This window comes from Streptomyces sp. NPDC059861 (assembly GCF_042731435.1).
Taxonomy (GTDB): Bacteria; Actinomycetota; Actinomycetes; order Streptomycetales; family Streptomycetaceae; genus Streptomyces.
Genome location: NZ_JBHWJQ010000023.1, coordinates 69,250 through 92,651, shown reverse-complemented (window position 1 = coordinate 92,651; position 23,402 = coordinate 69,250). Strand labels below are relative to the sequence as shown.

20 protein-coding genes are annotated in these 23,402 nt (G+C 73.3%); 12 read left to right on the top strand and 8 right to left on the bottom strand.

All coding sequences use genetic code 11. The features are described from left to right. Positions 1 to 20 precede the first annotated feature (20 nt). On the top strand, positions 21 to 1,550 hold the full coding sequence (locus tag ACFV6X_RS21260; RefSeq protein WP_385385683.1) for a cytochrome P450: 1,530 nt from the start codon (positions 21 to 23) through the stop codon (positions 1,548 to 1,550). Positions 1,551 to 1,615: 65 nt separating this feature from the next. Here the strand turns inward: ACFV6X_RS21260 and ACFV6X_RS21255 are convergent, their stop codons facing one another. The 3 genes from ACFV6X_RS21255 to ACFV6X_RS21245 form a co-directional block, all read right to left on the bottom strand. Next, positions 1,616 to 2,563: an RluA family pseudouridine synthase gene (locus tag ACFV6X_RS21255; RefSeq protein WP_385385681.1), complete on the bottom strand. Its 948-nt coding sequence runs from the start codon at positions 2,561 to 2,563 to the stop codon at positions 1,616 to 1,618. Positions 2,564 to 2,671: 108 nt separating this feature from the next. Continuing rightward, positions 2,672 to 3,523, bottom strand: coding sequence for a siderophore-interacting protein (locus tag ACFV6X_RS21250; RefSeq protein ID WP_385385679.1), 852 nt, complete (start codon positions 3,521 to 3,523; stop codon positions 2,672 to 2,674). Between the two features lie 124 nt (positions 3,524 to 3,647). Beyond that, complete coding sequence (locus ACFV6X_RS21245; RefSeq protein ID WP_385385729.1) at positions 3,648 to 4,577, bottom strand: 5'-3' exonuclease H3TH domain-containing protein; 930 nt, start codon at positions 4,575 to 4,577, stop codon at positions 3,648 to 3,650. A gap of 201 nt (positions 4,578 to 4,778) precedes the next feature. On the opposite strand from ACFV6X_RS21245, the gene ACFV6X_RS21240 reads away from it, so the two are divergent. The 4 genes from ACFV6X_RS21240 (at position 4,779) to ACFV6X_RS21225 (ending at position 9,546) form a co-directional block, all read left to right on the top strand. Further along, on the top strand, positions 4,779 to 5,861 hold the full coding sequence (locus ACFV6X_RS21240; RefSeq protein WP_385385678.1) for a glycine betaine/L-proline ABC transporter ATP-binding protein: 1,083 nt from the start codon (positions 4,779 to 4,781) through the stop codon (positions 5,859 to 5,861). Beyond that, positions 5,854 to 7,674 (top strand): ABC transporter permease/substrate binding protein, encoded by a 1,821-nt coding sequence (locus ACFV6X_RS21235; protein WP_385385676.1) that lies wholly within the window; start codon positions 5,854 to 5,856, stop codon positions 7,672 to 7,674. The genes ACFV6X_RS21240 and ACFV6X_RS21235 overlap by 8 nt, the downstream gene beginning before the upstream one ends. Before the next feature lie 583 nt (positions 7,675 to 8,257). Beyond that, on the top strand, positions 8,258 to 8,824 hold the full coding sequence (locus tag ACFV6X_RS21230; RefSeq protein ID WP_385385674.1) for a helix-turn-helix domain-containing protein: 567 nt from the start codon (positions 8,258 to 8,260) through the stop codon (positions 8,822 to 8,824). Positions 8,825 to 8,826: 2 nt separating this feature from the next. Continuing rightward, positions 8,827 to 9,546 (top strand): helical backbone metal receptor, encoded by a 720-nt coding sequence (locus ACFV6X_RS21225; RefSeq protein WP_385385672.1) that lies wholly within the window; start codon positions 8,827 to 8,829, stop codon positions 9,544 to 9,546. Here the strand turns inward: ACFV6X_RS21225 and ACFV6X_RS21220 are convergent. Continuing rightward, complete coding sequence (locus ACFV6X_RS21220) at positions 9,458 to 10,597, bottom strand: TDT family transporter (RefSeq protein ID WP_385385727.1); 1,140 nt, start codon at positions 10,595 to 10,597, stop codon at positions 9,458 to 9,460. The genes ACFV6X_RS21225 and ACFV6X_RS21220 overlap by 89 nt on opposite strands. A 70-nt stretch (positions 10,598 to 10,667) precedes the next feature. On the opposite strand from ACFV6X_RS21220, the gene ACFV6X_RS21215 reads away from it, so the two are divergent. Further along, a complete protein-coding gene (locus ACFV6X_RS21215) occupies positions 10,668 to 11,621 on the top strand; it encodes a LysR family transcriptional regulator (protein ID WP_385385670.1) in 954 nt (317 codons plus the stop codon). A gap of 68 nt (positions 11,622 to 11,689) precedes the next feature. Here the strand turns inward: ACFV6X_RS21215 and ACFV6X_RS21210 are convergent, their stop codons facing one another. From ACFV6X_RS21210 to ACFV6X_RS21200, 3 genes are all read right to left on the bottom strand, one after another. Continuing rightward, positions 11,690 to 12,373, bottom strand: a complete 684-nt coding sequence (locus ACFV6X_RS21210; protein ID WP_385385668.1) for a gamma-glutamyl-gamma-aminobutyrate hydrolase family protein — start codon at positions 12,371 to 12,373, stop codon at positions 11,690 to 11,692. A 67-nt stretch (positions 12,374 to 12,440) separates the two neighbouring features. Then, positions 12,441 to 13,886, bottom strand: a complete 1,446-nt coding sequence (eat, locus tag ACFV6X_RS21205) for an ethanolamine permease (RefSeq protein WP_385385666.1) — start codon at positions 13,884 to 13,886, stop codon at positions 12,441 to 12,443. Positions 13,887 to 14,062: 176 nt separating this feature from the next. Then, positions 14,063 to 14,806: a FadR/GntR family transcriptional regulator gene (locus ACFV6X_RS21200; RefSeq protein ID WP_385385664.1), complete on the bottom strand. Its 744-nt coding sequence runs from the start codon at positions 14,804 to 14,806 to the stop codon at positions 14,063 to 14,065. 118 nt (positions 14,807 to 14,924) lie between these two features. Here ACFV6X_RS21200 and ACFV6X_RS21195 point away from each other — a divergent pair, with 118 nt between their 5' ends. The 4 genes from ACFV6X_RS21195 to ACFV6X_RS21180 are packed head-to-tail and all read left to right on the top strand — an operon-like array spanning position 14,925 to position 19,392. After that, positions 14,925 to 16,283: a glutamine synthetase family protein gene (locus tag ACFV6X_RS21195; protein ID WP_385385662.1), complete on the top strand. Its 1,359-nt coding sequence runs from the start codon at positions 14,925 to 14,927 to the stop codon at positions 16,281 to 16,283. Between the two features lie 8 nt (positions 16,284 to 16,291). After that, complete coding sequence (locus tag ACFV6X_RS21190) at positions 16,292 to 17,677, top strand: aldehyde dehydrogenase family protein (protein ID WP_385385661.1); 1,386 nt, start codon at positions 16,292 to 16,294, stop codon at positions 17,675 to 17,677. Further along, positions 17,674 to 18,465: a 3-oxoacyl-ACP reductase gene (locus tag ACFV6X_RS21185; protein ID WP_385385659.1), complete on the top strand. Its 792-nt coding sequence runs from the start codon at positions 17,674 to 17,676 to the stop codon at positions 18,463 to 18,465. The genes ACFV6X_RS21190 and ACFV6X_RS21185 overlap by 4 nt, the downstream gene beginning before the upstream one ends. 27 nt (positions 18,466 to 18,492) lie before the next feature. Further along, a complete protein-coding gene (locus ACFV6X_RS21180; protein ID WP_385385725.1) occupies positions 18,493 to 19,392 on the top strand; it encodes a DUF2510 domain-containing protein in 900 nt (299 codons plus the stop codon). A 3-nt stretch (positions 19,393 to 19,395) separates the two neighbouring features. On the opposite strand, the gene ACFV6X_RS21175 is transcribed toward ACFV6X_RS21180, so the two are convergent. Then, the gene (locus ACFV6X_RS21175; RefSeq protein WP_385385657.1) at positions 19,396 to 20,598 is read right to left on the bottom strand and encodes an amino acid deaminase/aldolase; all 1,203 of its coding nucleotides are present in this window, start codon (positions 20,596 to 20,598) and stop codon (positions 19,396 to 19,398) included. A 569-nt stretch (positions 20,599 to 21,167) separates the two neighbouring features. Between ACFV6X_RS21175 and ACFV6X_RS21170 the strand changes: the two genes are divergently transcribed. Further along, positions 21,168 to 22,166, top strand: a complete 999-nt coding sequence (locus ACFV6X_RS21170) for a hypothetical protein (RefSeq protein ID WP_385385656.1) — start codon at positions 21,168 to 21,170, stop codon at positions 22,164 to 22,166. Next, a complete protein-coding gene (gene mycP, locus ACFV6X_RS21165; protein WP_385385654.1) occupies positions 22,163 to 23,335 on the top strand; it encodes a type VII secretion-associated serine protease mycosin in 1,173 nt (390 codons plus the stop codon). The genes ACFV6X_RS21170 and mycP overlap by 4 nt, the downstream gene beginning before the upstream one ends. Positions 23,336 to 23,402: the final 67 nt, after the last annotated feature.

Genomic DNA, 23,402 nt, shown 5'->3' with positions numbered 1-23,402 from the left:
GTTTCCGAAAGCGACTCGCTGTGACGCCTGAATCCCACTCCACGACAGACACGGACGACCTCGGCATCAGCCCGCCCCCCGGCTGCCCCGCGCACAACCTCGGCCCCGGCGGACTGCACCGGCTCTACGGCCCCGAAGCGCGCGACCTGGGCGCCCTGTACGAGGGACTCCGCGCCGAGCACGGGGCCGTGGCCCCCGTCCTCCTCCATGACGACGTACCGATGTGGGTGGTCCTCGGCCACGCGGAGAACCTGCACATGGTCCGCTCGCCCACGCAGTTCACCCGGGACAGCCGCATCTGGAGCCCGCTGCTGGAGGGCATGGTCAAGCCCGACCACCCGCTCATGCCGCACATCGCCTGGCAGCCCATCTGCTCGCACGCCGAGGGCGACGAGCACCTCAGGCTGCGCGGCGCGGTCACCGGCGCGGTCTCCACCATCGACTTCCGCAGCCTGCGCCGGCACATCACCCGCTACACCCAGATCCTCGTCAACCGGTTCTGCGAGGTGGGGGAGGCCGACCTCGTCGGCCAGTACGCCGACCATCTGCCCATGGCCGTGATGTGCGAGATCCTCGGCATGCCCGACGAGTACGGGGACCGGATCGTGCACGCCGCCCGCGACATGCTCAAGGGCACCGAGACCGCGATCGCCAGCAACCAGTACATCGTGGACGCCCTCGGACGGCTCGCCGCCCAGCGGCGCGCACAGCCCGAGGACGACTTCGCCAGCCACCTCGTCACCCACCCGGCCGGCCTCACCGACGACGAGGTCCGCGAGCACCTGCGGGTCGTCCTGATCGCCGCCTACGAGGCCACCGCCAACCTCCTGGCCAACGTGCTGCGCACGGTGCTCACCGACCCGCGCTTCCGCGCCCAGCTCAACGGCGGGCAGATGACCGTGCCCGAGGCGGTCGAGCAGTCGCTCTGGGACGAGCCGCCGTTCAGCGCGGTCTTCGCCTACTTCGCCAAGCAGGAGACCGAGCTGGGCGGGCAGCGCATCCGCAAGGGCGACGGGCTGCTGTTCGCCCCGGCTCCGGGCAACGTCGATCCGCGGGTGCGGCCCGATCTGACCGCCAACATGCAGGGCAACCGCTCCCACCTCGCCTTCGGTGGCGGCCCGCACGAGTGCCCCGGCCAGGACATCGGCCGTGCCATCGCCGACATCGGTGTGGACGCGCTGCTGATGCGGATGCCGGACGTCGAACTCGACTGCGACGAGGAGGACCTGCACTGGTCCGAGTCGATCTCCTCACGCCATCTGGTGGAGCTGCCGGTGCGGTTCGACCCCTCGCCGCGGCAGGACGTGATGGAGAAGCCCGGCCTCCAGCCGGTGCACCGCCCGCGCGCCGACTGGCAGGTCGGCACCGCTGCCCCCGAGCCGGTGCCCGCCGCCGTACCCACGGCCGCCCCCGTGTACCCGCAGTTCACCGAAACCGCGGCGCCGGGACAGCCCCCGCAGCCCCCGCATCCCGCGCCGGTCGCGGAGCCGGACGGCGCCCGGAGGCCGGGCGCCTGGCAGCGGTTCCTGCGCTGGTGGCGCGGTTACTGACCGGCCCACTCCCGAGCGCCGGCCGCCGTGGTACGACGGCGACTGCTCCGGCCGCTGCCGTCCTGCTACCGACCGGCCCACTCCGGGTCTCCGGACCAGGCCGTCAGCGTCCGCCGACTGCGCACGGCGTGCGTCAGCCCCGTGACCGGGTCGGTGAACTCCAGCTCCCGCGCCAGCAGTTGCAGCGGGCGCCGGAAGTCACCGGCCGGCACGGGGTCGGTCACCACCGGATACAGCGGATCGCCGAGGATCGGCACGCCCAGCGCGTTCATGTGCACCCGCAGCTGGTGCGTCTGCCCGGTGCCGGGCACCAGCCGGTACCGGGCGAGATCCGCGCGGTGCTCGATCAGCTCGACGCGGCTCACCGCGTTCGGCTCGCCCTCGACCTCACGGGCCGTCAGCGTCCCGCGCTCCTTGACGATCCGGCTGCGCACGGTCCGGGGCAGCCCGAGCGCGGGATCGTACGGCGCCACCGCCTCGTACACCTTGCGCACCAGTCGGCGCTGGAACAGCGTCTGGTAAGCACCCCGTTCCTCGGGCCGCACCGTGAACAGCACCAGCCCGGCGGTGAGCCGGTCCAGTCGGTGCGCGGCGGTGAGCGTGGGGATGCCCAGCTCACGGCGGAGCCGGGCGAGCGCGGTCTCGGCGACATGGCTGCCGCGCGGGGTGGTGGCGAGGAAGTGCGGCTTGTCGGCGACGACGATGTGCTCGTCGCGGTAGGCGACCTGCAGCGGGAACGGCACCCGCACCTCGGCGGGCAGCTCCCGGTGGAACCACACGAACATCCCCGGCTCGTAGGCCGCGTCCGGCGCCACCGCCGTGCCGTCCGCCCCGACGATCAGCCCCGCCTCGAACATCCCGTCGACGACCCCGGTGCCGGCGCCCGTGAGTCGCTCCACCAGATGCTCCCGGACGGTCGCCCACGCGCCCTCGAAGGGCAGCCGCACCCGCACCGGGTCCACCCCGTCACGCTGCGGCAACGGGGAGGGCGGTATGCGGGTCCTGCGTCTCATGGCTGTTCAGCGTAGGCGCTCGGGCGAGGCGGGCGCCCGGGGCGGCGAGTCCCGTGAACGCCGGAACGGCGGCACCTCTTCCGGTGCCGCCGCCTTGGGAACGTATGCCTAGGCGGCCGAAACCGCTGCTCCGGTCTCCTGCTCCGCCTCGATCCGGGCGTTCCACTCCCGCTTCGACGCCTGCCAGCCGTCCTCGTTGTGGCCGAGACGCCAGTAGCCGGAGATGGACAGGTCCTCGCGCGGTACCTGGCGCTCCAGGCGCAGCAGTGCGCGCAGTTCCTTCACGAAGGCCGCCTCGCCGTGCACGAACGCCTGCATCCGGCCCTCGGGGCAGTCCAGCGTCCGTACCGCGTCGACCAGCAGCTCGCCGACGGGGCGGTCGCCGCGGTGCAGCCAGACGACCTCCACGTCGGAGTCGATCTTCTGCTCCTCCTCGGGCCCGGAGATCTCCACGAAGGCCCGTACGTCGGCGCCGTCGGGGAGCGACTCCAGGGCGGCGGCGATCGCGGGCAGCGCGCTCTCGTCACCGGCGAGCAGATGCCAGTCGGCGCTCGGGGCGGGCGCGTAGGCGCCGCCGGGGCCGAGGAAGCGCACGGTCTCGCCCGGCTGGGCGCGCATGGCCCACGGGCCGGCCAGCCCCTCGTCGCCGTGCAGCACGAAGTCCAGGGTCAGCTCGCGCAGTTCGGGGTCCCAGCACCGCACGGTGTACGTCCGGGTCACCGGCCACTGGTCGCGGGGGAACTCCTCGCGGATGCGCTGCAGGTCGAAGGGCTCCGGATAGGAGGCGCCCCCGGTCGGGAACAGCAGCTTCACATAGTGATCGGTGCACGTACCCGCCTCGAACCCGGCGAGACCGTCGCCGCCGAGAACCACTCGCTGCATATGGGGGGTCAGCCGCTCGGTGCGGACGACCCGCGCGGAGTGGGCCTTGCGCGGCTGGCGGGCCGGACGATCTGCCATGACGGCCTCCCTGATCCGATAGCTTAGGCTTACCTAAGCTAGCATCCCCGCCCCGCAGACGCCTCTCCGCTGTTCAAGTGCGTCTCTCAGGTGTTCAAGTGTATGAGCCGACTCGTCCGAATCGTCATGATTCGAGCGTGGTGCGGAGGCGTTGGAGCGCGCCGCCCAGCCCCCAGCGCCCCGACAACGCCTCCAGCGCCGCCGGATCGCGCGGTGCACGCGGCACGGTCGTGTCGACGTCCGGCAACGGCACGTCGCACGCCACGCGGACGACCGTCGGCGCCACCGCGAGGTAGGGCCGCGACTCGTCCAGCCGCTTGCGCTGGGTGGGCGTCAGCTTCGCCCTCGGGTCGTCGACCGCGGCCAGGATCCCGGGCAGGTCGCCGAACTCGGCGAGCAGCTTGGCGGCCGTCTTCTCGCCGATGCCCGGCACGCCCGGCAGGCCGTCACTGGGGTCGCCGCGCAGCAGCGCGAGGTCCGCGTACCCACCGCCGGCGACGCCGTACTTCTCGAGCAGCCACGCCTCGTCCGTGAGCTGGAGGGTGCCCACGCCCTTCAGCGGGTACAGCACGCGCACGCCCCGTGCGTCGTCCACCAGCTGGTAGAGGTCGCGGTCGCCGGTCACGATGTCCACCGGGCCGGTGGCCCGCGCGGTGAACGTGCCGATGACGTCGTCCGCCTCGTACCCCTCGACCCCCACGCGCGCGATGCCGAGCGCGTCCAGGACCGCCTCGATGACCGGCACCTGCGGTGACAGCGTGTCCGGCACCTCCTCCACGTCCGGCCCGACCTCGTGCTCCTCGGCGACCCGGTGCGCCTTGTACGAGGGGATCAGGTCGACCCGCCACTGCGGGCGCCAGTCGGCGTCCATGCACGCCACCAGGTGTGTGGGGTGGTGGTCCCTGACCAGCCGCTCGATGAAGTCGAGCAGCCCGCGCACGGCGTTCACCGGGGTGCCGTCCGGCGCCTTCACGGAGTCCGGGACGCCGAAGTAGGCGCGGAAGTAGAGCGAGGCGGTGTCGAGGAGCATCAGTCGTCCGGTCACGTCCCGCATCATGCCGTACCCCACCGACAGTCACCTGGTCATGGCCGCGGCATGGCAGTCGTGAACGGCATGTGAACCGGATCACCATCTCGTTTGCCTTGGGCGCCCCTGGGCAGGCGCCGCCTCGGAGCGAGTCCGGTTGCATTTTCAACCGTTTGCGGGCCCCAGGCCCTTCGTCTCCGATCTTTGCCGTCGAGACGAGAGGTACGCGTGACAGCCAGGCTTGAGGCCCAGCATCTCTACAAGGTGTTCGGCAGACGACCGGACGAGGCAGTGGACCGGCTCCGCGAGGGAGCCGACCGGGAGGAGTTGCGGGCCGACGGCACCACCGCCGCCGTGATCGACGCGTCCTTCAGCGTGGAACCGGGCGAGATCTTCGTCGTGATGGGCCTCTCCGGGTCCGGCAAGTCCACACTGCTGCGCATGCTCAACGGGCTGCTGGAGCCCACGGCCGGAACGGTCGGCTTCGACGGCCAGGACCTGACCGCGCTCGCCGACCGCGATCTGCGTGAGGTCCGGGCGAAGAAGATCAGCATGGTCTTCCAGCACTTCGCGCTGTTCCCGCACCGCAGCGTCCTGGAGAACGCCGCCTACGGCCTGGCCGTGCAGGGCGTGCCCCGCGCCGAGCGCGAGCACCGCGCCGGCGAGGCGCTGGCCCTGTGCGGACTGGACGGCTGGGCGAAGTCCTGGCCCGACGAGCTGTCCGGCGGCATGCAGCAGCGCGTGGGCCTCGCCCGCGCGCTCGCCACCGATGCCGACGTGCTGCTGATGGACGAGTCCTTCAGCGCGCTGGACCCGCTGATCCGTCGCGACATGCAGGACCAGCTCCTGGAGCTGCAGCGCACGCTGAGGAAGACCATCGTCTTCATCACGCACGACCTGAACGAGGCCATGCGCCTCGGTGACCGGATCGCCGTCATGCGCGACGGCCGGATCGTGCAGACCGGCACCGCCGAGGACATCCTGCTGCGCCCCGCGAACGACTACGTCGCCTCCTTCATCAAGGACGTCGACCGCTCCCGTGTGCTGACCGCGGGGGCCGTCATGGACGCCGGGGTCCGCGGCGACGAGGCCGACTGCGGCTGCGAGACCGCGACGCCCGACACCCCGTTCACCGAGCTGTGCGCGATCAGCGCCAGGGTGACGCACCCCGTCGCCGTGCTCGGCCCGCGGCGCGAGCTCGTCGGCGTGGTGCCGAAGCAGCGCCTGGTCGGCTTCCTGGGCGACGAGCGGGGCGCGGCCCCCGCGGCCTGCGACCAGCCGCGTGCGGAGGCGGTGACCGCCGATGCCTAGGCTGCGTCTCGGCGACTGGGTCGACTCCGGTGTCGACTGGCTCGTCAGCCACCTCTCCTGGCTCTTCGACGCGGTCAAGGCCGTCGTCGAGGGCATGTACGACGTCATCAGCGACGTCCTGACCGCCCCGGAGCCGCTGCTGCTGGCCGGCATCCTCGCGGTGCTCGCCTGGTGGCTGCGCGGGCTGCTGGGCGGCGTCCTGGCCTTCGCCGGGTTCGCCCTCATCGACTCGCTGGACCTCTGGGACCAGGCCATGTCGACGCTGTCCCTGGTGATCGTGGCGACCGTGATCGCCCTGGTGATCTCCATACCCCTCGGCATCTGGTCCGCCCGCTCCAAGACCGTGAGCGGGTTCGTACGGCCGGTCCTGGACCTGCTCCAGACGATGCCGTCGATGGTGCTGCTGATCCCGGCGATCCTGTTCTTCGGCATGGGCGTGCCGGCCGGTGTCGTGGCCACCCTGATCTTCGCGCTCGCGCCCGGTGTCCGGATGACCGAGCTGGGCATCCGCCAGGTCGACGCCGAACTCGTGGAGGCCGCCGAGGCGTTCGGCACCACGCCCCGCGACACCCTGCTGCGGGTGCAGCTGCCGCTCGCCCTACCGACCATCATGGCCGGCATCAACCAGGTCATCATGCTCGGCCTGTCGATGGTCGTCATCGCCGGCATGGTCGGCACCGGCGGCCTCGGCGGCGCCGTCAACGAGGCGATCGGCCAGCTCGACATCGGCCTCGGCTTCGAGGCGGGTCTCGGCATCGTCGTCCTCGCCATCTACCTGGACCGGATCACCGGCGCGCTCGGCGAGCAGATCTCACCGCTCGGCCGCCGTGCCGCAGCCCGGGCCCGTGCCGCGGGTGACCGCCGGGTGTGGGACCACCGCCCCCGCCCGGTCGTCGCGGTCGTCGGCGTGGTCGTCCTCGCCCTGGTCGCCGGCGGCATGGGCGTCTTCGGCACCTCCGCCGGCACCGCCCAGGCCTCCGCCACGGACGTCGGCAAGGGCAAGGAGATCAAGCTCGGCTACATCCCCTGGGACGAGGGCATCGCCTCGACGTACCTGTGGAAGGAGATCCTGGAGCGGCGCGGCTTCGAGGTCTCCACCACGCAGTACACGGCCGGCCCGCTCTACACCGGCCTTGCCACCGGCGAGGTCGACTTCGAGACCGACTCCTGGCTGCCCACCACGCACGCCGAGTACTGGAAGAAGTACGGCGAGCAGCTCGACGACCTCGGCTCGTGGTTCGGCCCCACCTCCCTGGAGCTGACGGTCCCGTCCTACATGAAGGACGTGAACTCCCTGGAGGACCTGAAGGACCACGCCTCCGACGTCGACGGCAAGATCGTCGGCATCGAGCCGAGCGCCGGAATGATGGGCATGCTCAAGGACAAGGTGCTCAAGGAGTACGGGCTGGAGAACTCGTACGAGGTCGTCGACGGCTCCACCCCCGCGATGCTCGCCGAGCTCAAGCGGGCCTACGCGAAGAAGGAGCCGATCGTCGTCACGCTCTGGTCGCCGCACTGGGCGTACAGCGAATACGACCTCAAGAAGCTCAAGGACCCGCAGGGCGCCTGGGGCAAGGGCGACGGCGTGCACACCCTCTCCCGCAAGGGCTTCTCCGACGACAACCCCGAGGTCGGGCAGTGGCTGCGGGACTTCTCCATGACGGAGCAGCAGCTCACCGGCCTGGAGGCGCAGATCCAGAAGTCCGGCCAGGGCCAGGAGCAGGAAGCCGTGCGCACCTGGCTGAAGCAGAACCCCGGGCTGGTCGACAAGTGGGCCCCCGTGGACGAGGGCAGGAGCCAGGCGGCCGAGTGACCTGACCGGCCCGGCCGCCGGGGCGAGGGGTGGGCAGCGACGTACACGCACGCGCGGTGTGTGGACGCTCGCGCCCACCCCTCGTGGCATTGCGGGTACGGGGGGTGCGCCGTCCGCACGAAAAGGATCCGGACAACCACGCAGCGCTACACCACCACCAGAGCCCGGGTGTCAACTTCGCCGGTCCCGGCCCGACTTGCGCGGCGCCGGGCGCCCTTGTCGGCTCAGGCCCACGGCGGGAACATCGGTGACCGGTCGCGCATTGAACCGAACAGCGGGAGGCTCGTACTGATCGACGGTCAGGGTCGCGGCCGTGATGACGCGGTCCTGAGGCGCGAGGCGGAGTCCGGCCCGCTGGTCAGGGCGTTCGCCGTGAAGGAGGAGGCCGTGGCGGGCGACGCCGCGAGGCCGGTCCGGTGGCGCGAACTGTGAGGTCCCGGGCCACGCTGCGTGACGGCGATGTGACGGCCGCATGAAACGGTTTGCCGAACATGCATAGGGTGCAGAGAACTCATCAGAAAGGAGTGCGCCCGGACAGCGGCGTACGACGACCGACGGACGAGCGAAGGAGGGAGCCGGAGCGATGGGCGACCACAAAGAGCAGCCCCTTCGGGTGGGCGCGGCCGTGCGGCGGCGCCGTCGTGCCCTGGAGCTCACTCTCGCCGTCGTGGCCGAGCGCAGCGGCCTGTCGGTCCCCTTCCTGAGCCAGGTCGAGAACGACCGGGCCCGGCCCAGTCAGAGCTCCCTGGAGAAGGTCGCCGACGCCCTGCGCACCACCGCCGTGGAGCTGCTCGCCGCCGCCGACCCGGCGTGCAGCGTCGACGTGGTGCGCGCCGACACCGCCGAGCAGGGCCTCTTCCCGCAGGTGCGTTCCTTGGTGCGCGGTCATCATCAGATGCACGCCTCGGAGTTCACCGGCGACCACGAGGCGGGCCGTGAAATCCAGTACCGCAACGACCAGTTGATGTACGTCGCCGACGGAGCCGTCGAGATCGAGGCGGAGGGCCGCGCGTACCGCCTGGGCCGTGGCGACACCCTGTACCTCACCGGGGGAGTGCGACACCGCTGGCGGGCGACCGTGCCGGACACGCGCGTGCTCGTGGTCGCCGTCGCCGAGCACATCGAGGCCGTCCAGGACCGGCACCGCTAGTCGTGCGCGTCGTCTCCCTGGTGCCCTCCCTGACGGAGGCCGTGGCGGTGTCCGCCCCCGGCGTCCTGGTCGGCGCCACCGACTGGTGCACCCACCCGGCCGACCTCGGTGTCACCCGTGTCGGTGGCACCAAGAACCCCCAGGTCGACCGGGTTCTCGCGCTCGCTCCCGACCTGGTGGTCGCCAACGAGGAGGAGAACCGCGCCCCCGACCTGGACGCCCTGCGCGCGGCCGGCGTCGACGTGCTGGTGACCGAGGTGCGGGACGTGCCGCAGGCCTTCAAGGAGCTGGCGCGGGTGCTGGACGCCTGCGGCGCCGGACCCCGCCCGGCGTGGCTGCGGGACGCGGAGGCGGCCTGGGCGCGGCTGACGGCCCGCGAGCCGCGGCTGACGGCCGTCGTGCCGATCTGGCGGCGGCCCTGGATGGTGCTGGGCCGCGCCACCTTCGCGGGTGACGTCCTGGCCCGCCTGGGCGTCGACCACCGGTACGCGGACCACGCGGACCGCTACCCGAAGGTTCCCCTCGACGCCCTGCGCGCCGCCGCTCCGGACGTGGTCGTCCTGCCGGACGAGCCGTACCGCTTCACCGCGGGCGACGGCCCGGAGGCCTTCGAGGGGCTGCCCTGCGCGCTCGTCAGCGGACGGCACCTGACGTGGTACGGACCGTCACTGGCCGAGGCGCCACGGGTGCTGGGCGAGGCCCTGCGAGCAGCTCTCGGCTGATCAGCCCACGCGCCGTGCGCACGGCGACGACGGCCCAGGCGACCACCAGGACGACGTACATACCGGTCGCGAGCCAGTCGAAGGCGGCCAGGCCGGTGTGCCGCCCGAGGGCCTCGGCGCCCGTCACGCAGGTGCCGACCGGGAAGGTGAACGCCCACCACGTCATCGCGAAGCCCATCCCACGCCGGCGGGCCCGCAGCACCAGCGCGGTCGCCAGCGCGGACCACAGCAGCGCGAAGCCCATCACGGGAACGCCGTACAGCACGACGAGGAAGCCGTCGGCGAAGGGCGCGGCGTCCGCGATGTTGCCGACGGCGGTCGTGGACTGCCCCAGCGGGCCGAGCACCAGGAACAGCGTCGGGGTGAGGGCGAGCGGCAGCGGCCCGGCGGTGCGCAGGCGGGCGAATATCACCGGCAGGGTGAGCGCGGTGGCGAGCAGACTCAGCCCGAACATCACCGCGCAGGCCGGCAGGAGCGCCTCCCGAGCCGGCCCGGGCGGCAGGTACGGCAGGAGCAGCGGCCCGACGGCCGCGGACACCATGGGCGCCACCAGCGGCAGCAGCCACACGGGAGTGGCCTGCCGTCGATCGACCCGGTGGTGTACGGCCATCAGGTACGGCACCGTGACGGCGGCCGCCAGCCCGAGCACCGTCCCGGCCGTGAACAGCACGGCGTCGAGCGCCACCGCCGCCCCGGTGCCGATCCGGTCCCGCCCCACGACGACCGTGGCCCCGCCGACGGCCAGCAGGGCCATCGCCAGGCAGCCGTAGAAGGGGGCCGTCGCAGGGTCCAGCAGGTGGGCGCGCGCCTGGTCGCGGTGGTGGGTCCAGTGCAGGGCGCGGGCGACGAGCAGGGCCGCCAGCAGGAGCAGGGACAGCGCCCAGACGCCCGCGCAGACGGTGCGCAGGCCCGGGAGCCGTACGGGGAGCGCGGCGCCGGCGGTGGCGACGACGGCGGTGCCCATGACGGAGGCGTACCAGTTCGGTCCGAGGTGACGGACGGCGAGGGCACGCCCGGTGGGGCGTGGCAGAGGGTGGGCGGCGGTGACCATGTGCTCACCGTCCCGGCGGTCAGGGGCCGCCACCAGGGACCACGTCCCTATGGGGGCATAAGGTGGGGTTATGAGCAGCGCTGAGGGGCAGGGGAACGGACGGACGCCTCCGGGGGCGGGCTCGCTGGCGCACCGGGTGCCGGATCTGGGGGCACTGGAGCTGCTGCTGGCCGTGGCGCGGCTGGGGAGTCTGGGCGCGGCGGCCCGGGAGGTCGGCGTCTCGCAGCCGGCGGCGAGCAGCCGGATCCGGTCCATGGAGCGGCAGTTGGGAGTGGCGCTGGTCGACCGCTCGCCGCGCGGTTCCCGGCTCACCGACGCGGGTGTGCTGGTGACGGACTGGGCGCGGCGGGTCGTGGAGGCGGCGGAGGCCTTCGACGTGGGGGCGCAGGCGCTGCGGGACCGGCGGGACTCGCGGCTGCGGGTCGCGGCCAGCATGACCATCGCCGAGTATCTGCTGCCGGGCTGGCTGCTGGCGCTGCGCGCCGGGCGTCCCGACACGGCGGTGTCGCTGCTCGCGGGCAACTCGGCGGCCGTCGCGGAACGGCTTCTGTCCGACGAGGCCGACCTGGGCTTCGTGGAGGGCCTGACGGTCCCGGCGGGGCTGGACTCGGTGGTCGTCGCCCATGACCACCTGGTCGTCGTGACGGCACCAGGTCACCCCTGGGCCCGCCGGCGCCGCCCGCTGCCGGCGGACGAGCTGGCGGCGACCCCGCTGGTCCTGCGGGAGAAGGGCTCGGGCACCCGCCAAGTCCTGGACGCGGCCCTCGGCGGCCTGGCACGTCCCCTGATCGAGCTGTCCTCCACCACGGCCGTGAAGGCATCGGCGGTCGGTGGCGCGGGTCCCGCGGTGCTGAGCGAACTGGCGGTCGGCGAGGAACTGGCGACCCGGCGCCTGGTGAGCGTCCCCGTGGAGGGCGTGCGGCTGCGACGCGAGCTGCGGGCGGTGTGGCGCACGGGCCACCGCCCGGCGGGCCCGGCGCGGGAACTGCTCGGGCTCACTCGGAACGTGCCCAAGGGGAGATGAGCGCCCGGGCCAGGAGCGGTGGACCACGCGGCCCGGCGGCGGTGGATGCCCCGTCCGTCAGGCGTCGGTCACGTCCCGGCCGCTTCCACCAGCCCCCGCATCACGCGTACGTCCTCGCCCATCTCCGGATGCCACTGCACTCCCAGCACCCAGTGGTCGCCGGGCAGCTCGACGGCCTCCGGTGTCCCGTCCGCCGCGTAGGCCGACGGCACCAGGCCCGTGCCGAGCCGGTCCACGGACTGGTGGTGGTACGTGGGCACGGTCATCTCCTCCGCCACCAGAGCGGCGTACCGCGTGCCGGGGACCGGCTTGACGGGGTGCCCGCCGAAGACGCCGACCAGCTCCGCGTGCCCGTCGAGATGCTGGACGAGGGTGCCGCCCAGGGCGACGTTCAGCAGCTGCATGCCCCGGCAGATGCCCAGCAGCGGCACCCGCGCCGCGAGCGCGGCGCCGATCAGGGCGAGTTCCCAGGTGTCGCGCTCCCGTGCCGGCGGCCCGGTGCGCGGGTCGCGCGCGGCGCCGTAGCGGTCCGGGTCGACGTCCGGGCCGCCCGCGATCACCAGGCCGTCGAGCCGGGCGACCGTCGCCGCCGCGCGCTCCGGCGCGTCCGGCGGCAGCAGCGCGGCCAGGCCGCCGGCCCGCTGCACCAGGCGGGGGTAGCCGGCCGGCAGCAGTGCCGCGTCCAGCTCCCACACGCCCCAGCGGGCCCCGGTCTCCAGATAGGTGCTGACGCCGATCAGCGGCCTGGCCACCTTGTGCTCCTTCACGGCGAGGACAGACGTACGAGCGACTTCGAGGAGGTCGCGGAACCGGTGGAGCTCAGTCCCGGACCAACTCTGCCTCGGCCGCGGCCAGTGCCGCGAATTCCTCCTCCGGCGCCTTCGCCACCAGCCGCTTGCGGCTGTACAGGCCGAAGTACGCCACGGCCACGACGTACACGCCGAGCGCGATGAACGCCGCGGTCACGTCGACCAGGAACGTCGCCACCAGCGCCGCGCAGGCCAGGACCAGGGCCGCGGAGGACGTCAGCACACCGCCCGGCGTACGGTACGGCCTCGGCAGGCGCGGCTCCCGGCGGCGCAGCACGATGTGCGACAGGGACATCAGCGCGTAGCTGATCGTGGCGCCGAAGACCGCGACGTTCAGCAGCCGGGCACCGTCGCCCGTGCCGGCGGCCAGGCCGAAGCCGATCGCCCCGGGCACCAGCAGGCCCAGGTACGGGGCCTTGCGGCTGCTGGTCAGGGACAGGAACCTCGGCAGGTAACCCGCGCGGGAGAGCGCGAACAGCTGGCGCGAGCCGGCGTAGATCAGCGAGAAGAACGAGGCCACCAGGCCCGCCAGGCCGGCGTAGTTCACGATCCGGCTGAGCGCTGTGGCCTCGCCGTCCGGCTGGAGCGCCTCCACCAACGGGTTGCCCGCGTCCTGGACCGCCGCCGAACCGCGCGCCCCGGCCGCCGCGAAGAAGGTGACCACCGCGAGGACCACCAGGATGCCCATCGACCAGCGGATCGCCTTCGGCAGCGTACGGGCGGGGTCCCTGGTCTCCTCTGCGGCCAGCGGCACGCCCTCGACGCCCAGGAAGAACCACATGCCGAAGGGGAACGCCGCCCAGATGCCGAGCAGTCCCATCGGCAGCCAGGAGTTCGCGCCGAGCGCCGCGGAGTCCACCGGGATGTCGTCGAGGCCGGAGAGGTCGAAGGAGGGCAGGGCCGCCACCGCGAACACGATCAGCGCCGCCACCGCTATGCCCGTGACGACGAAGCTGAAGCGCAGGGCCTCGCCCACGCCCCAGAGGTGGATGCCGAGGAAGATCGCGAAGCAGACCAGGTACATCGGCCAGCCCGACTCCAGGCCGAACAGGCCCAGTGACTCGACGTAGTCCCCGATGAAGATCACGATCGCGGCGGGCGCCAGGACGTACTCGATGAGGATCGCCGTACCGGTCAGGAAGCCGCCCCACGGGCCGAGGGCCCGGCGGGCGAAGCCGTAGCCGCCGCCCGCCGTGGGGAGGATCGAGGAGAGCTCGGCCAGCGCGAAGACCATGCAGGTGTACATGGCGCCCATGAGCAGCATGGCGATGGCCAGGCCGCCGAAGCCGCCCTCGGCCAGGCCGAAGTTCCAGCCGGAGTAGTCGCCGGAGACGACGTAGGCGACGCCGAGGCCGGTCAGCAGCAGCCACCCGGCGCTGCCGCGGCGCAGCGCCCTGCGTTCCAGGTAGTCGTCCGTCTCGGGGGCGGTGGGCGGTGTTGCGGGATCCACGGGCATGGGACGACTCCCCAGGGGGCGGCGGACACGAAGGACGGGTCGTTGGAGGCGCCGCGGCCGGTCACCGGCCGCCGGCTCAATGGAGTGGATGCATACCTTTGTGTGGCCGGCCGGGGAAAGCAAGACCCCTGCGTTAATCCGTGGTAAACGCCGCCCGGGGCGACACGCCGCCCGGCTCAGGTCAGGAACCCGCGCAACAGCGCCGCCGTCCCCCCGCAGTGCTCCCGCATGATCTCCCGCGCCGCGTCGGCGTCCCCGTCGAGCACCGCCTCCACCACGGCGGCGTGCTGGCGCTGCGAGTGCTCCAGGTTGCGCACCAGCAGCGGGATGCAGTCCAGCAGGTCGTTGACCGTGGCCCGGACCGCCGCGTACTGCGCGGTCAGTGTCGGTGACCCGGACAACTCGGCGAGCGTGAGGTGCAGCAGCGTGTCCAGTCGCCGGTAGTCGGCCAGCGGGGCCTCGTGCGTCGCCGTCAGCGCCTGACGCAGCCGCTCCGCCCGCCGGTCCGTGAGCCCGTGCGCCGCGCACAGCCCGGCCGCCCCCACCTCCAGCACCTCGCGGAAGCGCAGCACGTCCTCGATGTCGACCCCGGCCACCCGCCGCCGCAGCTCGTCCTCGCCGCCGGCGTCCGCGCGCGGCAGCACGAAGGTGCCGCCGTACCGCCCCCGCCGCGCCTCCACCAGCCCCTGGTCCTGGAGCACCTTCAGGACCTCGCGCAGCGTCACCCGGCTGATCCCGAGCCGCTCCGCCAGCTCCCGCTCCGCGGGCAGCCGCTCACCGCCGGGCACCAGCCCGAGCCGGAGGACCTGCAGGATCTGCTCCAGCGCCTCCTCGAAGCCGTTGCCCGCCCGCACGGGTCGCAGCACCGGTGCCAGCCGGTCCCCGGTGCCGCCGTCGGAATTCACCGGATTCAGCGCCATCTTGCCGTGCCCCCTTCCCAAGCAATGGTTCTCGGCAATACCTTATGGCTCCCGGCCCGGCCGGCAGAAGCGCACAGCAGCCGGCAGACGACGGAAGAAGCCCCAAGGAGGCCCTCCCGTGGCAGACCGCACACCCCCGCTCGGCGTCGAGGAGCTGCACGCCCTCGTCACGGGCGGCGAGATCGACACCGTCGTCCTGGCCTTCCCCGACATGCAGGGGCGCCTGCAGGGCAAGCGGTTCGCCGCGCGCTTCTTCCTCGACGAGGTGCTGGAGCACGGCACCGAGGGCTGCAACTACCTCCTCGCCGTCGACGTCGAGATGAACACCGTCGACGGCTACGAGATGTCCTCCTGGGACCGCGGCTACGGCGACTTCGCCCTGCACCCCGACCTGAGCACCCTGCGCCGCGTCCCGTGGAACGAGGCCACCGTCCTGCTGATGGCCGACCTGGCCTGGGCCGACGGCTCCCCGGTCGTGGCCGCGCCCCGGCAGATCCTGCGCCGCCAGCTGGACCGCCTCGCGGAGCTCGGCCTGAGCGCGCAGGCCGGCACCGAGCTGGAGTTCATCGTCTTCCGGGACACCTACGAGCAGGCCTGGGACGCCGGCTACCGCGGGCTCACCCCGGCCAACCAGTACAACATCGACTACTCGGTCCTCGGCACCGGCCGTATCGAGCCCCTGCTGCGCCGCATCCGCAACGAGATGACCGGCGCCGGGATGACCGTCGAGTCCGCCAAGGGCGAGTGCAACCCCGGCCAGCACGAGATCGTCTTCCGCTACGCCGAGGCCCTGGTCACCTGCGACCAGCACGCGATCTACAAGACCGGCGCCAAGGAGATCGCCGCCCAGGAGGGCATGTCGATCACCTTCATGGCCAAGTACGACGAGCGCGAGGGCAACTCCTGCCACATCCATCTGTCGCTCGCCGACGACAAGGGCCGCAGCCTGATGCCCGGCGACGACGGGATGTCCGAGCTCATGCGGCACTTCCTCGCCGGACAGCTCGCCGCGCTGCGGGACTTCTCGCTGCTCTACGCGCCGCACATCAACTCGTACAAGCGGTTCCAGCCGGGGTCCTTCGCCCCGACCGCCGTCGCCTGGGGCCACGACAACCGCACCTGTGCGCTGCGGGTCGTCGGCCACGGACAGTCGCTGCGCTTCGAGAACCGGCTGCCCGGCGGTGACGTCAACCCGTACCTCGCGGTGGCGGGGATGGTCGCGGCGGGTCTGTACGGCGTCGAACAGAAGCTGGAGCTGCCCGAGGCCTGCCCCGGCAACGCGTACACCGCGGGCTTCGCGCAGGTGCCGACCACCCTGCGCGAGGCGGCCGAGCTGTGGGAGAACAGCCCGATCGCCCAGGCGGCCTTCGGCGACGAGGTGGTCGCCCACTACCGCAACATGGCGCGCGTCGAGCTGGAGGCCTTCGACGCCGCGGTGACCGACTGGGAGCTGCGCCGCTCCTTCGAACGTCTGTGAGGCATCAGGTGTCCCGACTGCTCGACGTACTCAACCCCGCGACGGAGGAGGTCGTCGCCTCCGTCCCCGCCGCCACACCGCGGGACGTGGACGCGGCGGTCGTACGGGCCACGCGGGCCCAGGCCGGCTGGGCCGCGCTGGCCCCCGGTGAGCGTGCCCGCCTGCTGCGCCGGTTCGCCGTCGTGGTGGACGAACACCTCGAAGATCTGGCCCAGTTGGAGGTCCGTGAGGCCGGTCATGTGATCGGCAACGCGCGCTGGGAGGCCGGCAACGTCCGCGACCTGCTCGACTACGCGGCCGGGGGAGTGGAGCGGCTGACCGGGCGCCAGATCCCGGTGCCGGGCGGCCTCGACGTCACGATCCTCGAACCGCTGGGCGTGGTCGGCGTCATCGCGCCCTGGAACTTCCCGATGCCGATCGCGGCCTGGGGCACCGCACCGGCCCTCGCGGCGGGCAACGCGGTGATCCTCAAGCCCGCCGAGACGACCCCGCTGACCGCCCTGCGCCTGGCCGAACTCGCCCTGGAGTCGGGCCTGCCCGAAGGCCTCTTCCAGGTGCTCCCCGGCCACGGCCCGGTCGCGGGCAACGCCCTCGTCGAGCACCCCGGCGTCGCGAAGATCGTCTTCACCGGCTCGACGGCCGTGGGCAAGCAGGTGCTGGCGAAGGGGGCGGCCCTCCTCAAGCGCGTCACCCTCGAACTCGGCGGCAAGAGTCCCAACGTCGTCTTCGCCGACGCCGACCTGGAGGCCGCCGCGGCCGCCGCCCCCATGTCCTTCCTCGACAACTCCGGCCAGGACTGCTGCGCCCGCACCCGCATCCTGGTCCAGCGCACCGCCTACGACCGGTTCCTGGAGCTGCTCGCGCCCGCCGTCGAGGCCGTCACCGTCGGCGACCCGGCCGACGCGACCACGGACATGGGCCCGCTGATCTCCCGGACCCAGCTGGACCGCGTCCGCTCCTACGTCGACCCGGCCGCGCCCGGCATCCGCGGCAAGGCTCCCGAAGGCCCCGGTTTCTGGTTCCCGCCCACCGTCCTGACCGGCGTCGACCCCGACGCGCGCGTGGCCGTCGAGGAGGTCTTCGGCCCCGTCGCCGTCGTCCTGCCCTTCGACGACGAGGCCGACGCCGTCCGCCTCGCCAACGCCACCGACTACGGCCTCGCCGGCTCCGTCTGGACCCGGGACGTCGGCCGCGCCCTGCGCGTCTCGGGGGCCGTCCGGGCGGGCAACCTGTCCGTCAACTCGCACTCCAGCGTGCGCTACTGGACCCCCTTCGGCGGTTTCAAGCAGTCCGGCATCGGCCGTGAGCTGGGCCCGGACGCGCTCGCCGCCTTCACCGAGACCAAGAACGTCTTCATCAGCACGGAATCCCGCACGGAAGGCCCCGCACAGTGAGCGCATCGCCCGAGGAAAGCATCTGCCGCCGGCTGGTCGGCCGTACCGCCGTCGTCACCGGAGCCGGCAGCGGCATCGGTCTCGCCGCCACCCGACGGCTCGCCTCCGAGGGCGCGCACGTCGTCTGCGGCGACGTCGACGAGGTCCGCGGCAAGGCGGCCGCCGAGGAGGCCGGCGGCATCTACGTCGACGTCGACGTCACCGACCCCGAGCAGGTCGAGGCGCTGTTCCGGACGGCGTACGAGACGTACGGCAGCGTCGACATCGCCTTCAACAACGCCGGGATCTCGCCGCCCGACGACGACTCCATCCTGGAGACCGGCCTGGAGGCCTGGAAGCGCGTCCAGGAGGTCAACCTCACCTCCGTCTACCTGTGCTGCAAGGCGGCGATCCCCTACATGCGCCGCCAGGGCAAGGGGTCCATCATCAACACCGCGTCCTTCGTGGCCCGGATGGGCGCGGCCACCTCGCAGATCTCGTACACCGCGTCCAAGGGCGGCGTCCTCGCGATGTCCCGTGAACTCGGTGTGCAGTTCGCCCGCGAGGGCATCCGCGTCAACGCGCTCTGCCCCGGGCCCGTCAACACCCCGCTGCTCCAGGAGCTGTTCGCCAAGGACCCGGAGCGCGCCGCGCGCCGCCTGGTGCACATCCCGCTCGGCCGGTTCGCCGAGGCCGACGAGATCGCCGCCGCCGTCGCCTTCCTGGCCAGCGACGACTCCTCGTTCGTCAACGCCACCGACTTCCTGGTGGACGGCGGGATCTCGGGGGCGTACGTCACACCGCTGTAGCCGTCGGCCTACAGTGCCGGGGTGAGCATGTCACCTCCGCCCGGCTGGTACCCCGACCCGTCGGCCCCGCACGTCGAGCGCTGGTGGGACGGCACGGCCTGGACCCGGCACCGGCGCCCGCCCGAGCCCCCCGGCCCGCCGTCCCCGGCAGGTCGCGCCACCTCCCCGCGCGGCAGGGTCGTGGCCCTGACCGCCGCCGGGGCGCTCCTGGCCGCCGCCGTGGTCACCGGCGCCGTCGTCCTCGGCACGGGCGGCGACGGCGACGGCAAGGGCGGCGGCCCGCAGGCGGGGACCGCGCCGCCGGGCACCACGACCACGACGCCGCCCACCACGTCCCAGGAGTCCCCGGCGGACGACCCGAACGTCGTGGTCGACGAACTCAACGGAATCACCCTGCCGTTGCTCGACGGCTGGGTCCGCCCGGAGAACATCAGCCTGGACCACGTCATGATGACCACCGACGGGACGTACGACTGCCCGGGCGACGCCGGGCAGTGCCGGCACGGCCTGGTCTTCTCCCACACGGCCACCGCCGGCGAGGGGACGTCCCCCGAGGCGCTGGCCAAGGCCGACATCGCGGACGCGGCCGACGAGGCGTACGACCGTGACATCGTCGGCCGGCGCCCCTTCGGCGGCATCGAGTCGCACCGGGTCGTCAAGTCGGGGCCGGTCGCGGTGGCGGGCCGCGCCGGGTACTTCGTGCGGTGGCGGGTCGTCACCGCCGAGGGGCCCGGCGGCTACGTGCAGTCCCTCGCCTTCCAGTCCAGCGTGGGCACGCAGGCCCCGATCGTCGTGCGCTACGTGCTCGACGCCGGTCCGGCCGGGCCGCCGCCCGCCGACATGGACCGGATCACCGACGGGATCCGGCCGGTCGGCGACGCGGACACCGGCGGCGGGGTCGGCGCCGGTATCAGTCCGGCCGGCTGACCGTCACAGGAACGTGCGGCCCTCGCCCCGGTACGTCGGTACGGTCGCCGTCACCCGGTCCCCCCGGACCAGGTGCAGCGTGTCGAACCGCTCGCACATCTCGCCGGCCTTGGCGTGCCGGAACCACACCTTGTCGCCGATCAGCAGGTCGTCGGCCGGTGAGCCGAGCAGCGGCGTCTGCACCTCACCGGCGCCCTCCTGAGGGTCGTAGCGCAGGCCCTCGGGCAGATACGGGACCGGCAGCCGGTCCACGCCGGCCGCGCCGGACGCCGGGTAGCCGCCACCGAGGACGGTCACCACGCCGACGCCGGGCCTGCGCACCACGGGCAGGGCGAACGTCGCCGCCGGACGGCCGCTGAACGACGTGTAGTTGTCGAACAGCCGCGGCACGTACAGCCCCGACCCGGCGCCGATCTCGGTGACCGCGTCCTCGGCGGCGGTGTGCTGAACGCTGCCCGTGCCGCCGCCGTTGACGAACTCCAGCCCCGGCGCCACGGCGCGCACCGCGCGCACCACGGCCGCGCGCCGCTCGACCAGCTCCCGCCGGGCGGTGGCCTGCATCAGCCGCACCGCCCGCGAGCGCAGCGGCCGCCCCACGACGGCGTCCCCCACCCCGGCGATGTGTCCCTCGTACGCCATGATCCCCACGACCTCGAACCCCGGCCGCCGGGCCACCAGCCGGGCCAGGTCGGCGACGTCGGCGGGGGAGTGCAGCGGCGAGCGGCGGGCCCCGACGCGCACCCGCCCGCCGAGCAGCCTCAGGGACGTGTCCAACTCCAGGCAGACCCGCACGACTTCGCGGCCCCCGTCCCGCGCCTCGTCGATGAAGGCCAGTTGGGCGGGGTCGTCGACCATCACCGTGACGGCGGCGGCGAGCTTGGCGTCCGAGGTGAGTTCGGCGAAGCCGGCGCGGTCGGCGGACGGGTAGGCGAGGAGGACGTCCTCGTACCCGGAGCGGGCCAGCCACAGGGACTCGGCGAGCGTGAACGACATCACCCCGGCGAAACCGTCCTTGGCCAGGACTCGTTCGAGCAGGGCGCGGCAGCGTACGGACTTGCTGGCGACGCGGATCGGCTTCCCGCCCGCGCGGCGGACCATGTCGTCCGCGTTGGCGTCGAAGGCGTCCAGGTCCACGATCGCAACAGGGGCGTCGAGATGGGCGGTGGCCCGGTCGTAACGGGCCCGGTCGGCGGCGCGCGCAGTCATGAACGAAGCCTGCCAGACAGGATTACCGCAGGGTAGGGGGATGTTCCGGGCAGATGCCCCGGCCTCGCGGACTGGTTCCCTCATCTGCCGGGGCAACCCGTAGAGTGACGCGCACGCAGGGAGGAACGACTCCGCCCGCCGCCGCGCCGGGATGCCGGACCGTCCGCGCGGGTATGCGTGCGACGACTTGACGAGGCGGCCCGCGTACGGGGAGACGGGCACGGGCACGAGGAAACGGGGGCTGCATGAGCACGGAAGCGCAGCACGCCCCGATCCCGCCCCGCCCGCCCCACCCCCCGAGACCGTCGAACGCCGACGCGGAAACCCCCGCGAAGGCCCCCGGGCCCCAGTCCCCCCAGCACCCGCAGGCCCCCACCCCCTCGTCGCCGTCCCCCGGCCCCTCGTCGTCGGACACCGGCACGCGCTCCAGTGGGTCATCGCCGCTGGACGTCCGGGTTCCTGGCCGTCGTGCGGCGGGGAGTCAGGACACCGGCGCTGGCACCCCGCCCCCGCCGCCGGCCTCCGCCCGTTTCCCTGATGCCCCGCCCCGTCCGGGGCACCGTCCAGCCGTGCCGCCCGTCGAGGATCCCTCGGAGACGACCCGGCGCCTGCGGCCCGTCGCGCCGGAGAGCAGGCGTGGGTTTGCGGGCGCCTCGACGGAAGCCGTCGCGGCCGTGACCCCGAACCCCGTCCACTCCTGGGGTGCCCAGCACACAGCCGGTGGGTCGTTCGGCCCGGGGCGGCCGCGGCCCGTGGTCGGTTTCGGTGAGTCCGAGGCGTTCGGCGACCCCGCGCGGACCGGCTGGTCCGGCAGGCTCGTCCGGCGGCGCACCGTTGCGGCGGCCGTCTGTTTCGTCCTCGGCGCCGGGCTCATCGGGGGTGCCGTGGCCGGGAGTTGGCTGGCCGGGGACTCCGGGGAGAGCGGCGAGCCCGGGACCTACGCCGCCGCCGGAGGCCTGTGGCACAGCGTGCCCGTCGACCAGCTGTTCCCGCCCACCGTGCAGGGCCGCGGCGCCGGCCCCGGCGGAGCCGACAGGCTCTGGACGCGTATCGCCGTCGCACCGGACAGCGACTGCGCCGGCGCGTTCGACCCGCTGCTCGGCAAGGCCCTCGCCCCGGTCGGCTGCGAGCGCCTGCTCCGCGCCACCTACACCGACGCCACCCAGAGCTACGTCACCACCGTCGGCGTGCTCTTCACCAAGGCCGACGCCACCGCGATGCGCTCGCTGGAGACCCGCTTCGACAAGGACCGCCTGGACCGGCGTGCCGACCTGATGCCCCGCCCGTACGCCGCGCGCGACACCGTCGCCGCGGGCTTCGGCGACGGGCAGCGGGCCTCCTGGACGGTCTCCGTGCTGACCGACGCCCCGGTCGTCGTCTACGCCGTCTCCGGCTGGGCCGACGACCGGACCGTCGACGAGCCCCAGTCCGCCGCCGACGCCACGCGCTCCGGCGCCACCACCGCCGTCGCCCAGGCGGGCCTCGGCCACGAGGCGAAGGGCCTCGCCGACCGGGTCGAGCGCGGCCTGCGCAAGTCCGTCACGTCGTCCCCGGAACGGCCCTCATGAACCCCACCACCCGCAGGGCGGGACTGCTCGGCGTCCTGCTCGCCTCCTCCGTCGCCCTGGTCCCGCCCACCGTGGCGCACGCGGACGGCATCCGCGGCCAGCAGTGGGCCCTTGAGGCCATGCACACCGAGGACGCCTGGCAGACCACCAAGGGCGCCGGCGTCACGGTCGCCGTCCTGGACACCGGCGTCGACGACGACCACCCCGACCTCGCGGGCAACGTGCTGGCCACCAAGGACATGGTCGGCTTCGGCGCCGGCCGCGGGGACCGGGCGTGGGCCCGGCACGGCACCGCCATGGCCGGCATCATCGCCGGACACGGCCATGGGGACGGCAACGGCGACGGCGTCATGGGCATCGCGCCGGAGGCCAGGATCCTGCCCGTCCGCGTCATCCTGGAGGACGGCGACCCGGCCCGCGCCAAGGCCCGCAAGACCCGCGGCAACGCCCTCGCCGACGGCATCCGCTGGGCCGCCGACCAGGGCGCCGACGTCATCAACCTCTCCCTGGGCGACGACTCCGCCTCCGCGCACCCCGAACCCGCGGAGGACGAGGCCGTCCAGTACGCACTGAGGAAGGGCTCCGTCGTCGTCGCCTCGGCCGGCAACGGCGGCGAGAAGGGCGACCACATCTCCTACCCGGCCGCCTACCCCGGTGTGATCGCCGCGACCGCCGTCGACCGCCTCGGCACCCGCGCCTCCTTCTCCACCCGCCGCTGGTACGCCACGGTCAGCGCCCCCGGCGTCGACGTCGTGATCGCCGACCCCGACCGCAAGTACTACGAGGGCTGGGGCACCAGTGCCGCCGCCGCCTTCGTCTCCGGCGCCGTCGCCCTGGTCAAGGCGGCCCACCCCGGCCTGACCCCGGCCCAGATAAAACAGCTCCTCGAGGACACCGCCCGCGACGCCCCCGCCGACGGCCGTGACGACTCGCGGGGCTTCGGCTTCATCGACCCGGCCGCCGCCATCGAGGAGGCCGGCCGCCTCGACCCGGAAGGCCTGCGCTCGGCGTCGTACGGCGAGAAGTACTTCGGGCCCGGCCCGGACACCGAAGACTCCGACGACGACACCGCGAGCTGGGCCGGCCCCCTCGCCGGCAGCGTGGGCGGCGTCCTCCTGGTCGCGGCCGTGGTGCTCTGGCGCGCCCGCCGCGAGTACGACGCCTTCTAGCCGCACCGGCTCGGCGCCCCGTCCGCCGTCGGCGCGTCCCGGCGGCCGGCTCCTCCCGGGGCACACG